Source organism: Prochlorococcus marinus XMU1411 (assembly GCF_017696075.1).
Lineage (GTDB): Bacteria > Cyanobacteriota > Cyanobacteriia > PCC-6307 > Cyanobiaceae > Prochlorococcus_A > Prochlorococcus_A marinus_V.
This window is the reverse complement of sequence record NZ_JAAORI010000006.1, coordinates 180,789-195,376: the sequence shown is the minus strand read 5'-3', so window position 1 is coordinate 195,376 and position 14,588 is coordinate 180,789. Positions and strand designations below refer to the sequence as shown.

Genomic DNA, 14,588 nt, shown 5'->3' with positions numbered 1-14,588 from the left:
TTACTTACTTTTAAAGGATTAAAATAAGTGGGAAAAAGTTTTTATTTGTTGAATAAATTTATTTTTTTCAAATTAAAAAAAAACTATTAAACAAAATCAATTATTTTTACTATCTTTTTCAACAAATTAACTTTATTTTTGATAGATTTCCACAGACACTAATTTTTTTGGATTTTAATATCCTAAAATTTTGGTAATATTTTGTAAGGAAGGTTCAATATTTTTTCTAAAAACAGCATCATTATTTTTAATAGCGCAATCGGGGTCTTTTAAGCCATTTCCAGTGAGAACACAGACAATAGTCGACTCTTTCTGAATTCTATTTTTATTTTTAATTAGCCCAGCAACTGATGCTGCGCTTGCAGGTTCACAAAAAACACCTTCTTTGGCCAGAATTTTATAAGCATTTATTATTTCATTATCTGTAACTGACTGAAAGTCTCCTTTACTTTCTTTTTTTACTATTTTTGCTTTTTCTCTATTTACAGGATTACCAATTCTTATTGCTGTAGCAATTGTTTCAGGATTTTTAACTATTATATTTTGAACTAACGGAGCAGAACCTTCTGATTGAAAACCCATCATTGTAGGTAGTTTTAAATTTCTTTTTATTTTTGAATATTCTTTAAATCCCATCCAATAAGCAGTTATATTTCCAGCATTGCCCATAGGAATACAAAGCCAATCAGGTGCAAAACCTAAGTCATCAACTATTTCAAAAGCTGCTGTTTTTTGCCCTTGTATTCGATATGGATTAACAGAATTAACAAGTTCTACAGGATGTTCTGATGATAAATCTCTTACAATTTCAAGAGCTTTATCAAAATTTCCATTAATAGATATTATCTCGGCTCCGTACATTAAAGCTTGCGCAAGTTTTCCTTGTGCAACATATCCTTCTGGTATTAAAACATAAGGTTTTAATCCTCCTCTAGAAGCATATGCAGCAGCAGCGGCAGAAGTGTTTCCAGTACTTGCACAAATGACGGCTTCACGTCCTTCTTCTTTTGCTTTGCTAATTGCCATAGTCATACCACGGTCTTTAAAAGATCCTGTGGGATTAAGACCATCATATTTTAAAAAAACTCTTGTTTTATTTCCAATTAATTTGCTTATTGATTCACTGAGAATTAATGGAGTATTACCCTCGTTTAAAGAAATTATGGGTGTTTTCTTTGTGACTGGAAGATATTGTTTATATGCTTCAATTAAGCCTGGCCATCTTTTTTTTGTGTAGTTAATACGTAATTTATTTTTGATTTTATTTAATAACATAATGACTGTTTTAATTTGTTTTAATTTTTTCTAGAGGAGAATTTGTGAAAAATTCTAATAATTCTGTAATAGATTCTACTTTATTCATAACTTTGCTCAAAGCGTTGACATCTAAAATTACAGTTTTAGTTGGATACCCTTCAAAAAACCTTATCAGATTTATTTTTCCTTTTCCTAAGTCAATACCTTTTATTACGCTTGATCTAAGAGCTAACATACCTGTTCTTGCATCATCTGCTCTGGTTGGATGAATGATTGATGAAAGTCTTGTTAAAAAAACATTCCCTATTTCTGAATATACTAATTTGCTTGCAACTGTAATTGGGATCTCAAACTCTTTATTTAATACTGATCTGATTTCTTTATCAGGAGACCCAGTTGCTTTTAAAATTCTTTTCAAATTTTTCGTTGAATTACCGTCTTCAGCAAATGTTTTTAATGAATTTACTTTAATAGTTCGGGAAAATATATTGTATACAATTTTAATTTCTTCAGCCGCTTTAGCTTCTGAAACATTGAAAAGAAATTGAGAACTAATAAGAATAAAAAATATTTTTACTATTAAAAATTTACTAAATTTCATTTCAGATATTTGAGCCAGCTGCAATTTTTACAAGTCTAACCACGCCTTTTTCTGTTACTTTCCTTGCAATTTTTATGCCCATTTCTTTTGTATAAGGTTCACTTATTAGTCGAGGTAACCTTTTGAGAAAAATATCAATTGAATAACCAGGAACTTTTTGTACAATTTCTAGAAAGTTTCTCAATGGCTCTACATACATTATAAGGTCATTTAAATTATTGGTTTCATCAGTCGTATTTAATTTAATTGAGATTGGAAGGTAGTTATTTAAATTTTTTAATATTTTGAGACTTAGTAAATCTATTTGATTTGTTAATCCCTCAATTATTTCATCTCTAAGAAATCCTCCTTTCGGAGAAAATAGAAGGTTTATGACTTCATCTAAAAGTTTTTCCAAATCAAGGTTCGTCTGTTTTGCTGCATTAGATAATAGATCCTCTAAGCGGTCCCACTTAAATTTTTTATTATCAAAAAGCATTTCTTTTAAGCTTTCTCTTAATTGTGGATCAGGATCTTCCATCAATCTTCTTGCAAAATATGGATAAGCTGCACCTAGAATCTTAAAGTTTGGATCAACACTTAAAGCAATTCCTTCTAGTGTCAATAGCGACCTAATTATAAGTGCATAATATGGAGGTAATTTGAATGGAAATTTATACATAACACCAGACATATCATCAGTAACACTTTTGAAATCCATTTTTGAAACCCCTTGTTCAACAACATTAATAAAAACATCTTGAAATGCTGGGACTATTGGTTCTAGATTAACTTCTTCTGATAAAAATCCTAACTTAACAAAATCTTTAGATAATTTATCAAAATTTTTATTCACTAAATGTACGACAGCTTGTATTAGACCAGATCTAGAGTCTCTAGAGACTTCGCTCATCATTCCAAAATCTAGGTAACATAATCTACCGTCTTTCAAGGCTAATAAATTACCTGGATGTGGATCAGCGTGGAAAAAACCATGTTCTAAAAGTTGTTCTAAACTGCATTGCACTCCAATATCGATCATCTTGTCAGGATTAATGCCTAATTTTTTCACATCTTCTAGATTGGTTAATTTTGTACCATCGATCCATTCCATCGTTAAAACTCTTCTTGATGTTATCTCTTTATAAATTTTTGGTACAGCAATCATTGGGTTATGTTTATGCATATTTCTAAATTTTTCTGCATTATCAGCTTCGTTCAAGTAATCCATTTCTTCAAAAACTCTTTTACCTAATTCATCAATTAATGCGACGAGATCGCTTCTTATCAGTCCAATATTGTTTTTTAGCCAATAAGCAATATTTCTGACTATGTAAAGATCTAAAGTAATTTGTTCTCTTAAACCTGGTCGTTGGACTTTGACAGCAACAATTTCTTTGTTTTTTAGTATAGCTTTATGCACTTGTCCTAGAGATGCAGCAGAAATTGGCTCCTTATCAATTTCTAAAAAAATTTCATCGATTTTGGATCCTAAGTCCTCTTCTATCAATTCCATTGCTTTATCTCCGTTAAATCCTGGTAATTGATCTTGTAATTCAGATAATTGTTCGAGAAGAATCACTGGAATGATATCTGGCCTTGTTGATAAAGCTTGACCTGCTTTAACAAATGCTGGCCCAAGTTCTACTAATAAGTTTGTTAATTCTTTTGCTCTACATCTTGCTTTGTCTTGATTTTTCAATCTACCAGTTAATTTATCCCAGCCAACAGAAAATAAATAGGCAAAAATGGGTATGAGTGTTTGCCAAAGTCTTTTGAAAAGTCTTTTTGGATTTTTCTTGTAAATTTTCGATATTGTATCTGGATCATAATCCAACAGACCAGATACCTCAATAAAATCAGTAAAGTCTTCTTTCATAACTTTATATATTTAAAACCTTTATTTTTTTTTAAAAAGAAGTTAATTTTTTTATATGGAAGATTTATCATGCTCATACAATTAAAGATAGAAAATATTGCCTTAATTGAAATTATAGAAATTAATTTCGAAAAAGGTTTAAACATCATTACTGGAGATTCTGGTTCAGGAAAATCACTGATTTTAGACTCCTTAGATGTGTTATTTGGTGGAACTAATATACCTTTAAAGCACTTAATACGTAAAGGGAAAGATCATTGTGTTATCGAGGCAAAATTTTCTTCTTCTTTTCAAATTAATAACTGGTTAATCAGTAATGGTTTTAAAACTAGTTCTTCAGTACTAAATATTAAGAGAAAATCTTATAGAAAAAATAAGAAAGTTTTATCTAAATATAGCCTTAACAATTTAGCAATTAATAAAAGATTATTAGAAGAACTTGGACGATTATTGATAGATTTTGCAGGTCAATCAGATACGTTTATATTTGATACTCAAGATAAAAAAAGATCAATAATAGATGATTTATGTTCGCAAGAATTGAGAGATACTAGTATAAAGATTAAAAAAATATGGGGAGAAAGTCAGCTTTTAAAAGGATTACTGAATGAAAAAATAGAATCTTTTAGGAAACAAGAAGAAAATAACTTAGTAGTTAAACAAATGTTGAAGAGTTTAGAGGAAGCTAACTTAGATTCCAGCGAGGAGATTATAGAATTAGAGCTACTAGAAAATAAACTTGTAAATAATCTTGAAATAAATAATTCAATTCAATCATCGTTGGATAATTTAAATAAATTTAGTCATGATGAACCATCAGTTTCATTTTTGATAAATCAATCATTAAAAAATTTAAATAGATCAGCGAATTTTGATTTACAAATTCAAATATTTAGAGAAAAGTTATTATTTATCCAAACTTGTGTTGAAGATCTTATTAATGCTCTTAATTTATACATACAAGAAACAGATAATAATGAATTTAATCTTTCAGAAATACAAAAAAGATTATTTTTTTTAAAAAACTTAGAAAGAACTTTTTCCTTGGATTTACCTCAATTAATTGATAAGCGAAATCAATTGAGGAGATATTTTCTAAAAAACGATCAAGATGATGAGATTCGTAATATAGAAAATCAAATCAAGAACCTAGAAAGTAATTTAAATTGTTTATTTATTACTCAATCTAAAGAAAGAAAAAAAATAGCTAAAGAGTTACAAGATTCAGTAATCTTTATTTTAAGAAATCTAGGATTAGAAAATGCAAATTTTTCAATTCAATTTACCGAATGTAAGCCTTCTGGTGATGGAATTGACAATATAAATTTTTTGTTTTCAGCTAATCCTGATCAGAAGCTTGCGGAATTATCAAATGTTATTTCTGGAGGAGAAATGTCAAGATTTTTATTAGCTATTAAATCTAGTATTTCTAAAAAACCAAATACTTTCTTTTTTGACGAAATTGATAATGGTTTAAGTGGTAAATCTTTATTTTCCTTGGTTGAGCTAATAAAAAAAATTTCTAAAGATCAACAGGTTTTATGTATCACACATCAGCCTACCCTAGCTGCTGCAGGATTAGCTCATTTTAAAGTTAATAAAAACGTGATTGATGGAATAACTTATACTTCAATATCAAAACTAACTTCAAAAAAACAAAGAAAGCATGAATTAGTAAGTCTTATAGGTGGAGGTTCTTCCGAATTAAACGAATATGCTTCTAGACTTCTTGAACAAGCAGCTGCATAAAACAGAAAAATTTCGACTATAATAACCTTTTTAAATCAAAGCTAGATTTAAACATGGTTAATAAAATCAGTAATAGTTTTAAAGGTGATAACGAAATTAATATTAGAGGGGCTCGTCAGCACAATTTAAAAAATATCGACTTATCTCTGCCTAGAAATAAATTTATAGTTTTTACAGGTGTGAGTGGAAGCGGTAAAAGTTCTTTAGCTTTTGATACGATTTTCGCTGAAGGTCAAAGAAGATATGTTGAGAGTCTGTCGGCATACGCGAGGCAATTTCTGGGTCAAGTAGACAAACCAGATGTTGATAATATTGAGGGCTTATCACCTGCTATTTCAATTGATCAAAAGTCTACAAGTCATAATCCTCGATCAACAGTAGGAACAGTTACAGAGATACAAGATTACCTAAGATTGTTGTTTGGTCGTGCTGGCGAGCCACATTGTCATCACTGTGGTATTCCAATTGCGCCTCAAACAATTGATGAGATGGTTGATCAAATTCTTCTATTACCAGAGGGAACAAGGTACCAATTATTGGCTCCTGTTGTTAGAGGAAAGAAAGGAACACATACAAAATTAATAAGTGGATTAGCTGCTGAGGGCTTCGCTCGGGTAAGAATCAACGGAGAAGTCAGAGAACTTGTTGATAGTATTGAATTAGATAAAAATCGAACTCATAATATTGAGGTAGTAGTTGACAGATTAATTGCAAGAGAAGGAATACAAGAAAGATTAAATGATTCTCTACAAACTTGTCTCAAAAGAGGAGATGGTTTAGCAATAGTAGAAGTTGTTCCAAAAAAAGGAGAAAACTTACCTCCTAATTTGGAACGAGAAAAACTTTATTCAGAAAATTATGCATGTCCTGTACATGGATCAATTGTTGAGGAACTTTCTCCTAGATTATTTTCTTTTAATAGCCCATATGGGGCCTGTCCAGATTGTCATGGTATTGGTTATTTAAAAAAATTTACTGCGGATAGGGTTATACCAGATAAAACATTACCTGTTTATGCTGCAATAGCTCCTTGGAGTGAAAAAGATAATACTTATTACTTCTCTTTGCTTTATTCTGTAGGACAAGCTTATGGTTTTGAATTAAAAACCCCTTGGAAAGATTTAAGTGATTTGCAAAGAAAAGTTCTACTATTGGGATCAGATAAACCAATATTAATTCAAGCTGATAGTCGATTTAAAACTTCTAGTGGTTTTGAAAGACCATTTGAGGGAATTTTACCAATACTAGAAAGACAATTTAATGAAGCTAATGGAGAATTAGCTAAACAAAAATTAGAAAAGTATCTAGAATTAGTCCCATGTAAAACCTGTTCTGGCAAAAGATTAAGACCTGAGGCTTTGGCCGTTAAACTTGGTCCATACAATATCACTGACTTAACCTCTATAAGTGTTGCTGAAACCCTAACTCACATAGAGCGTATCATGGGATTAGGTAAGACTAAAAAGGATAATATATCTTTATCAGAAAAACAAAAGCAGATATGTGAATTGGTTTTAAAAGAAATTCGCTTACGTTTAAAGTTTTTAATTAATGTTGGTTTAGATTATTTAACTTTAGATAGACCAGCTATGACTTTGTCTGGCGGAGAGGCTCAGCGTATTAGATTAGCTACTCAAATAGGCGCAGGGCTTACTGGTGTTTTATATGTTTTAGATGAGCCAAGTATTGGTTTACATCAGAGAGACAATGATAGGTTATTAGAAACATTAAAAAGCTTAAGAGACCTTGGCAATACTTTAGTAGTAGTTGAACATGATGAAGATACAATGAAATCCGCAGATTATTTAGTAGATATTGGCCCAGGGGCAGGTGTTTATGGTGGGGAAATTATTGCTAAGGGGTCATATCAAGATGTTCTGCAATCAGAGAGGTCTTTAACTGGGGCTTATCTCAGTGGTAGGAAATCGATTCCTACTCCAAAAGAACGTAGATCATCTGTAAAAAAAAGTTTACTTTTAAATAAATGTTCTAAAAATAATTTAAAAAATATATCTGTAGAATTTCCTTTAGGAAGATTAGTTTCTGTAACTGGTGTTAGCGGTAGTGGGAAAAGTACCTTGATAAATGAATTACTACACCCTGCTTTGTGTCATTCTTTAGGATTAAAAGTTCCTTTTCCTCAAGGGGTAGAGGAGTTAAAGGGTATAAAAGCAATTGATAAGGTTATCGTTATTGATCAATCTCCAATTGGAAGGACACCAAGATCAAACCCTGCTACTTACACTGGTGCTTTTGATCCTATAAGGCAGATATTTACTGCCACAGTTGAAGCTAAAGCGAGAGGATATCAGGCTGGCCAGTTTAGTTTTAATGTGAAAGGAGGAAGATGTGAAGCGTGTAAAGGCCAGGGAGTTAACGTTATCGAAATGAATTTTTTACCTGATGTGTATGTTCAATGTGAAGTTTGCAAAGGAGCTCGCTTTAATAGGGAAACTCTTCAAGTTAAATATAAAGGTTTTAATATATCTGACGTTCTAGAGATGACTGTTGAACAAGCTGCAGAAAATTTTTCTGCTATACCTCAAGCTTCTGATAGATTATCTACATTAGTAGATGTCGGCTTAGGATATGTTAAATTAGGCCAACCTGCTCCTACATTATCTGGAGGAGAGGCTCAAAGAGTTAAGTTAGCCACAGAATTATCTAAAAGGGCTACTGGAAAAACTCTATATTTGATTGATGAACCAACTACAGGTCTAAGTTTTTATGATGTCCATAAATTAATGGATGTGATACAACGTTTGGTAGATAAAGGGAATTCTGTAATTGTTATCGAACATAATTTAGATGTTATTAGATGTTCTGATTGGATTATTGATTTAGGACCTGATGGAGGAGATAAAGGCGGCGAAATTATTGCAGAAGGTATTCCTGAAGATGTAGCTAAACATCCCACAAGTCATACAGCAAAATATCTTAAAAAAGTTCTCAAATAAAAAATCTTTGTTGTATTTCTTTGTATTTTTAATTATTTATGAGAAACGATAGTCGTCTTAAAAGGGTTTAACTATAGTCTAGGGCTGCCTTTTGCATAACTTTTGGATAAAAAAATTTAAAATCATAATCCTTTCTTAATATTTCCTTTCGAAATTCAGCTTATTTGTATTAAAGGCCGTTGATCGGAGTATTAACTTTATGAAGTTTAAATTTTTACATTTACATTTACATGGCCTTATACGTTCTAAAAATCTTGAATTAGGTAGAGATCCAGATACGGGTGGGCAAACACAATATGTTTTAGAGTTAGTTAAAAGTTTAGCTAATACTTCTGAAGTTGATCAAGTAGATTTAGTTTCTCGTTTAATTAACGATCCTAAAGTAGATGATGAATATTCTCAAGAAGAAGAATTTGTAGAACCTGGAGTTAGAATTTTAAGATTCAAATTTGGACCTAATAAATATTTAAGAAAGGAATTGCTTTGGCCTTATTTAGATCAACTAACTCAAAGCCTCATCTCTTATTATCAAAAAAATAAAAAGCCTAATTTTATTCATGCACATTATGCAGATGCTGGATATGTAGGAGTTAAACTAAGTCAATCCTTAAATGTTCCACTTATTTTTACTGGCCATTCTTTAGGACGAGAGAAAAAAAGAAAATTGCTTGATACAGGTTTAAAAACTAATCAAATAGAAAAGCTTTATGCAATAAGTAAAAGAATTGAGGCAGAAGAAAAAGCGTTAAAGTCAGCAGATATTGTTGTTACAAGTACTAAACAAGAATCAGTTTATCAATATTCCCAATATTCTTCTTTTTCACCTCACAAAGCTAAAGTAATCCCTCCTGGTGTTGATCATAATAAGTTTCACCATATTCACTCAACAACAGAGACAGCTGAAATTGATAATATGATGCAACCTTTTCTAAAGGACTCTACTAAACCTCCATTATTAAATATTTCTAGAGCCGTACGCAGAAAAAATATACCTTCTTTGATTGAGGCATATGGAAGATCTGAAAAATTAAAAAGAAAAAGTAATTTAATTTTGATTTTGGGTTGTCGAGATAGTACTTCAAAACTTGACCCTCAACAAAAAGATGTTTTCAATAGTATTTTTGAAACGATTGATAAATATAATTTGTATGGAAAGGTAGCTTATCCAAAAAAGCATCTTCCAAGTCAGATTCCTGCCTTATATAGGTGGGCTGCTAGCAGAGGAGGTGTATTTGTAAATCCAGCTTTAACAGAGCCTTTTGGTTTAACCCTTCTTGAAGCTTCTTCATGTGGATTACCAATAGTATCAACAAATGATGGAGGACCAAAAGAAATTCACTCAAAATGTGAAAACGGACTTCTAGTAGATGTTACTGATATTAATGAGTTGAAAGTTATTCTTGAAAAAGGAATTTCTGATAATAATCAGTGGAAATTATGGAGCAGAAATGGAATTGAGGGTGTTAATAGGCATTTTAGTTGGAACACTCATGTACGCAATTATTTATCAATACTTACAGAAGAGTTTTCAAGATTAAATAGTTATTCTTCATCTGATATTAAACATAGTTGTTTAAAAGGAAGTTCTTCACTAATAAAACCCCATTGATCAAATACTTTAGGATCAGGGTGAAGAATTAGCTGATTGTTATGAGTTTTCTTTAGTTTGAACCCTTTTTTGGATAGTTTTTTCATTAAGTTAGCAGTTTCTTCAAATCTTGATGCCATTGCATCAAGACTTGAGCAGTCACTTGTTAATCCATTATCTTTCCATGTAAAAAAACTCATAATAAATTTTTTAAAGATTGATTTTTAAAACTATACCTAAAATTATAAGTAAAATGTTGATCTTCCAAAAATTTTCAACTATTTTTTGTTCCTTAACTCCTTGTAGTTCAAAATGGTGATGCAGTGGAGCCATTAAAAATATGCGTTTACCTCTGTGAAATAATTTTTTTGTAATTTTAAAAAAACCTACTTGAATCATTACCGATAATGATTCAACAATAAATATTCCTGAGAAAATAGATAGGGTAAAAACGCTATCGGTTAATAATGCTATAGAACCCAGAATTGCACCAATACTTAGAGATCCTGTGTCACCCATAAATATTTTTGCAGGATAACTATTGTACTTAAGAAATCCTAAGCATATGCCGGACATTGAATAACATAGGATACTAAAAACAAAAAGTTCTTGCTGTTCTTTCATCAATATTTCTGTTCCTAATCCATAAAAGACAATACCACTGCATCCTGCTGCTAATCCATCAAGGCCATCAGTTAAATTTACTGAATTACTTATGCCAACTAGTACTAAAAAAGAAATTGGCAATATGAAAATATTCATATTTATTCCCCAAGAGTCAGATACTGTTATTAACGGACTTATTAAATTTTTTTCATAGGCTAACAATATAAAAATTATTGAGATGATACTTTGTAAAGCAAATTTTTCTTTTGTTTTTAACCCTGTATTTTCTTTGTTCTTAATACTTAAATAATCATCTAAAAACCCTATAATAAAAAAGCCAAAAATAGTTAGTAATAAAAGAAATAATTTTAGAGATTCTAAACTTATAGTTATTATCAAAAGAAAAATTAAAAAAGGGACTATCATAAAAATCCCTCCCATTGTTGGGGTATCACTTTTTTTATAGTGATTAGCAGGACCTTCAGTTCTAATGTTCTGAAGTAAATTTAATTTTCTGATTATTTTTAGACCATTCTTTGTTGTTAATAAAGAAATAAAAAAAAATAACGTGAAAACTCCAAAAAGAATAAAACTATTAAAAAAATAGGAGGTTACTACTAAAACAAAAGTATTTAATATTGATAACGATTTGTAGTTAAACTTATTAATCTTCCCAATCATCTTCTGAAGAGTCTTCTTCAGTCTTATAATCTTCCTTTTCTCCCATTAATGCTGAAAGTTCTTCTTCTTCTATAGTACTAATTTCTTGTGAATCTCCTTCATTTTCTGCAACAAGTCTTCCTGTATTTTCAAGCCAAGATAGCAGATCAGGTTCATCTCTTAATGGTAAAACCGGAGCTGGGTCATCTCTGTGGTAGCAAGTTAAAGCAGGATTGACTTCAGAAATATCGTCTAATCTAAGTTTTAGTTTATTTGAGTCCATTAAAGGTTAAGTTCTATATATAAGATAATACATAATGATGCACACGAAAAACTTTGTTTGATAAAGCAAATTTAAAATACTTTTTTATCTGGATAATTTCATTGTTGCTGTCTGGATTATTTAAACTTATTGGGTATTTGAATCCTAATGTTTTAATAATTAATAACTTTCTTCTCTTTTTACTAGTTTTTGGTCCAGCTCTTTTAGTTACAATGATATTAGTTTTTAAAAAGTATTTAAATTCTTAATTACGTTAAAATTTAAATTTATGGAGCAAATTTAGATGCCGCAGGTAAAAAAAGTTGTACTAGCTTATTCTGGCGGGGTAGATACTAGCGTTTGTATTCCATATTTAAAGAATGAATATGGAATTTCAGAAGTCGTTACTTTTGTAGCAGATCTTGGACAAGGCGAGGATTTAGAATTTATTAGGCAAAAAGCTTTAAATGCTGGTGCGTCTCAATCAGTTGTTGGTAATTTAGTTAATAGTTTTATTGAGAGATACGCTTTTCCAGCTATTAGAGCAAACGCTTTATATTTAGATAAATATCCTTTATCTACAGCTCTTGCAAGGCCTTTAATTGCTGAAAATCTAGTAAATCTTGCTCGAGAAATTAATGCTGATGCAGTAGCTCATGGATGCACTGGTAAAGGTAATGATCAAGTTCGATTTGATTTAGCAATTAATGCCTTAGGCCCTGATTTAGAAATAATCACTCCTGCAAGGGAGTGGAATATGAGTAGGGAAGAGGCAATAGTTTATGGAGAAAAATTTGGTATCCCTGCACCAGTATCAAAAAAATCACCATATTCAATAGATGTAAATTTACTTGGCAGGAGTATTGAAGCGGGGATTTTAGAAGACCCAATGCAAGAAGCACCTGAAGATATATTTGCTATGACATCATCTATTCATAATTCACCTGATTCCCCTCAAGACATAGAAATTGTCTTTAAAAACGGTTTTCCAGTTGGAATTAATGATGAATTTTTAACTCCAGTAGAGATAATTCAAAAAGCAAATGATCTTTCAGGTGCGCATGGTTTTGGAAGAATAGATATGATTGAAGATCGAGTAGTAGGAATTAAAAGTAGAGAGATTTACGAAACACCTGGCCTCTTACTTTTAATCAAAGCTCACAAAGAATTAGAGAGCATTACTTTAAACCCAGATGTTATCGAATTTAAAGGAATAGTAGAAAAAAAATGGGGTCAATTAGTCTATCAAGGTTTTTGGTTTGGACCTCTTAAAGATAGTTTAGATGCATTTATTTCATCGACTCAAACTTCAGTTAATGGAAGAGTAAAGATTAGACTTCATAAGGGGAATGCAATAGTAATTGGTAGAATGTCGGAAAATAATTCACTTTACAGGGAAGATTTGGCAACTTATAGCAAAGATGATGACTTTAATCATTCCTTAGCGGAAGGTTTTATTTATATGTGGGGTATGTCTAATAAAATTTGGGCTGAGTTAAATTCAAAAGCAAAAGATTAATATTTATGACTCTGAGTTTTCTTTGGTTTTAGCATTATCTTTTCCAGCATTTGAAGTATTTCCGCTTACTACTGATTGATTTTCCTTAGATTCATCTTTAGTTTCTGGATTTTCTTTATCATCTGTTTGAGGTGAACTTTTAGTAGAAGGTCTTGGAGTCGGTAAAGGCCCTTCTTGTTTAACGGTCATATATCTAATAACATCTTCACTAAGTCTCATAGCTTTTTCAATTTTAAAAATATGTTGTCCATCACCTTGATGACTTAGTTGGACGTAAATACCTTCTCTATGTTTTGCTATTTGGTAAGCTAATCTTCTTTTACCCCTCATTTGACTATCAAGGATGGTACCGCCAAATTCTTTTAAAAGCTTATTGTATTTATCGATGTGGTTAGTTACTGCATCTTCCGCAATATCTGGGCGGAGGATGTACATGGTTTCGTAATAAGATTGTTGATCGTTCATAGTTTCAGACAAGGTCTTTGGCTCATAAATTGATGTGATGAGCGTCTGTTCATCTTTAACGATACATCATGATGTGCAGTTCCTTGAAAATCAACATCATTTATTTTAAAGATAATTCTTGAGTGCGTCATTCATAATATGAAAAGGTACTTCTAAGCCATTTGTCCAAAATGATAATGATTTCAACCCCTGAGCAACAAGCATTTGCAAACCATCGATAGTCGTGCATCCTTTATTGGCGCTAAATTTTAATAAATGAGTTGGGGCAGGGTTGTAGATCAAATCATAAACAATTGTTTTTGAATTAAGGGATCCCCAAAAAGAATTTCCATATGGCAACAAATTTATTTCATGTTTGGCTCTTTTCATTCCTACTGGTGTTGTATTTACAATTAAATCTGCTTCTTCAATTAAATTTTGAACTTGATTATCATCATTTAACAAACCTTGAAGTTCAATTTGATTTTCGAAATTTTTTATTAATTCATCTAGTGATGATTTGTTCCGTGATATTACTGAAATTCTTGAAAGGTTTAAATTTATTAATCCTTGAATAACAGATCGTGCTGCACCACCAGAGCCAAGAACAATCGATTGTTTTTTTCTTAAGTTAAATGTTTTTAACGGATAAATAAATCCGTCTACATCTGTGTTAGTTGCGCTCCATTCATTTTCAGAATTTAATTTTAGAGTATTAATTGCTTTCAGTTTGCTTGCAATAGGGGAAATTTCACTACAAAGGTTAAATACTTTTTCTTTATGGGGAATTGTGATATTTAAACCTTTGCAATTAATTTTTTTTAGAGAATTCAACACCAATTCTAGATCTTCATTTTTGCAAGGTATAGCAATATAAATTAAATCTAAGCCTAAATATTGAAGGGCAGCATTTTGCATAATCGGTGACAAGGAATGGCTTACTGGATTGCCAATTAATGCAATAAAAGATGTCTTACTTGAAATCATGTTTTGAATTTTTACCCTAAAAAATAAAGATCTGTTCGGGAACCACACCCCGTTCTTGAGTAACAATAATGACGCCGATGACCGATTATGGAGAATATCA

General features: G+C 31.0%; 12 protein-coding genes. 4 read left to right on the top strand and 8 right to left on the bottom strand.

Translation table 11 applies throughout. From position 1 onward, the window contains the following. Positions 1 to 174: 174 nt before the first annotated feature. From thrC to HA145_RS09530, 3 genes are read right to left on the bottom strand one after another with little or no spacing between them, the layout of a single operon-like run. Positions 175 to 1,278, bottom strand: a complete 1,104-nt coding sequence (gene thrC, locus HA145_RS09540; protein ID WP_209128905.1) for a threonine synthase — start codon at positions 1,276 to 1,278, stop codon at positions 175 to 177. Positions 1,279 to 1,285: 7 nt separating this feature from the next. Then, on the bottom strand, positions 1,286 to 1,858 hold the full coding sequence (locus HA145_RS09535; protein WP_209128904.1) for an alpha/beta hydrolase: 573 nt from the start codon (positions 1,856 to 1,858) through the stop codon (positions 1,286 to 1,288). Between the two features lies 1 nt (position 1,859). Next, positions 1,860 to 3,716 carry an ABC1 kinase family protein gene (locus HA145_RS09530; protein WP_209128895.1) on the bottom strand — a complete coding sequence of 619 codons (1,857 nt, stop codon included), beginning with the start codon at positions 3,714 to 3,716 and terminating at the stop codon, positions 1,860 to 1,862. Positions 3,717 to 3,785: 69 nt separating this feature from the next. On the opposite strand from HA145_RS09530, the gene HA145_RS09525 reads away from it, so the two are divergent. The 3 genes from HA145_RS09525 (at position 3,786) to HA145_RS09515 (ending at position 10,031) form a co-directional block, all read left to right on the top strand. Next, on the top strand, positions 3,786 to 5,465 hold the full coding sequence (locus HA145_RS09525; protein WP_209128894.1) for an AAA family ATPase: 1,680 nt from the start codon (positions 3,786 to 3,788) through the stop codon (positions 5,463 to 5,465). A gap of 53 nt (positions 5,466 to 5,518) precedes the next feature. Next, positions 5,519 to 8,422, top strand: coding sequence for an excinuclease ABC subunit UvrA (gene uvrA / locus HA145_RS09520; protein WP_209128893.1), 2,904 nt, complete (start codon positions 5,519 to 5,521; stop codon positions 8,420 to 8,422). Between the two features lie 199 nt (positions 8,423 to 8,621). After that, a complete protein-coding gene (locus HA145_RS09515) occupies positions 8,622 to 10,031 on the top strand; it encodes a glycosyltransferase (RefSeq protein WP_209128892.1) in 1,410 nt (469 codons plus the stop codon). Here the strand turns inward: HA145_RS09515 and HA145_RS09510 are convergent. The 3 genes from HA145_RS09510 to HA145_RS09500 are packed head-to-tail and all read right to left on the bottom strand — an operon-like array spanning position 9,965 to position 11,559. Beyond that, positions 9,965 to 10,210 carry a hypothetical protein gene (locus HA145_RS09510; RefSeq protein WP_025966012.1) on the bottom strand — a complete coding sequence of 82 codons (246 nt, stop codon included), beginning with the start codon at positions 10,208 to 10,210 and terminating at the stop codon, positions 9,965 to 9,967. The two genes, HA145_RS09515 and HA145_RS09510, sit on opposite strands and share 67 nt — an antisense overlap. A gap of 10 nt (positions 10,211 to 10,220) precedes the next feature. Next, a complete protein-coding gene (gene mraY, locus HA145_RS09505; protein WP_209128891.1) occupies positions 10,221 to 11,297 on the bottom strand; it encodes a phospho-N-acetylmuramoyl-pentapeptide-transferase in 1,077 nt (358 codons plus the stop codon). Then, on the bottom strand, positions 11,281 to 11,559 hold the full coding sequence (locus tag HA145_RS09500; protein ID WP_209128890.1) for a DUF3134 family protein: 279 nt from the start codon (positions 11,557 to 11,559) through the stop codon (positions 11,281 to 11,283). Before HA145_RS09500 ends, mraY begins: the two co-directional genes overlap by 17 nt. A gap of 283 nt (positions 11,560 to 11,842) precedes the next feature. Here HA145_RS09500 and HA145_RS09495 point away from each other — a divergent pair, with 283 nt between their 5' ends. Then, positions 11,843 to 13,057 carry an argininosuccinate synthase gene (locus HA145_RS09495; protein ID WP_209128889.1) on the top strand — a complete coding sequence of 405 codons (1,215 nt, stop codon included), beginning with the start codon at positions 11,843 to 11,845 and terminating at the stop codon, positions 13,055 to 13,057. 3 nt (positions 13,058 to 13,060) lie between these two features. On the opposite strand, the gene rpsF is transcribed toward HA145_RS09495, so the two are convergent. Together rpsF and HA145_RS09485 are read right to left on the bottom strand one after the other, a co-directional pair. Beyond that, positions 13,061 to 13,522: a 30S ribosomal protein S6 gene (rpsF, locus tag HA145_RS09490; protein WP_209128903.1), complete on the bottom strand. Its 462-nt coding sequence runs from the start codon at positions 13,520 to 13,522 to the stop codon at positions 13,061 to 13,063. A 105-nt stretch (positions 13,523 to 13,627) separates the two neighbouring features. Next, positions 13,628 to 14,488 carry a shikimate dehydrogenase gene (locus HA145_RS09485; protein WP_209128888.1) on the bottom strand — a complete coding sequence of 287 codons (861 nt, stop codon included), beginning with the start codon at positions 14,486 to 14,488 and terminating at the stop codon, positions 13,628 to 13,630. Positions 14,489 to 14,588 lie beyond the last annotated feature (100 nt).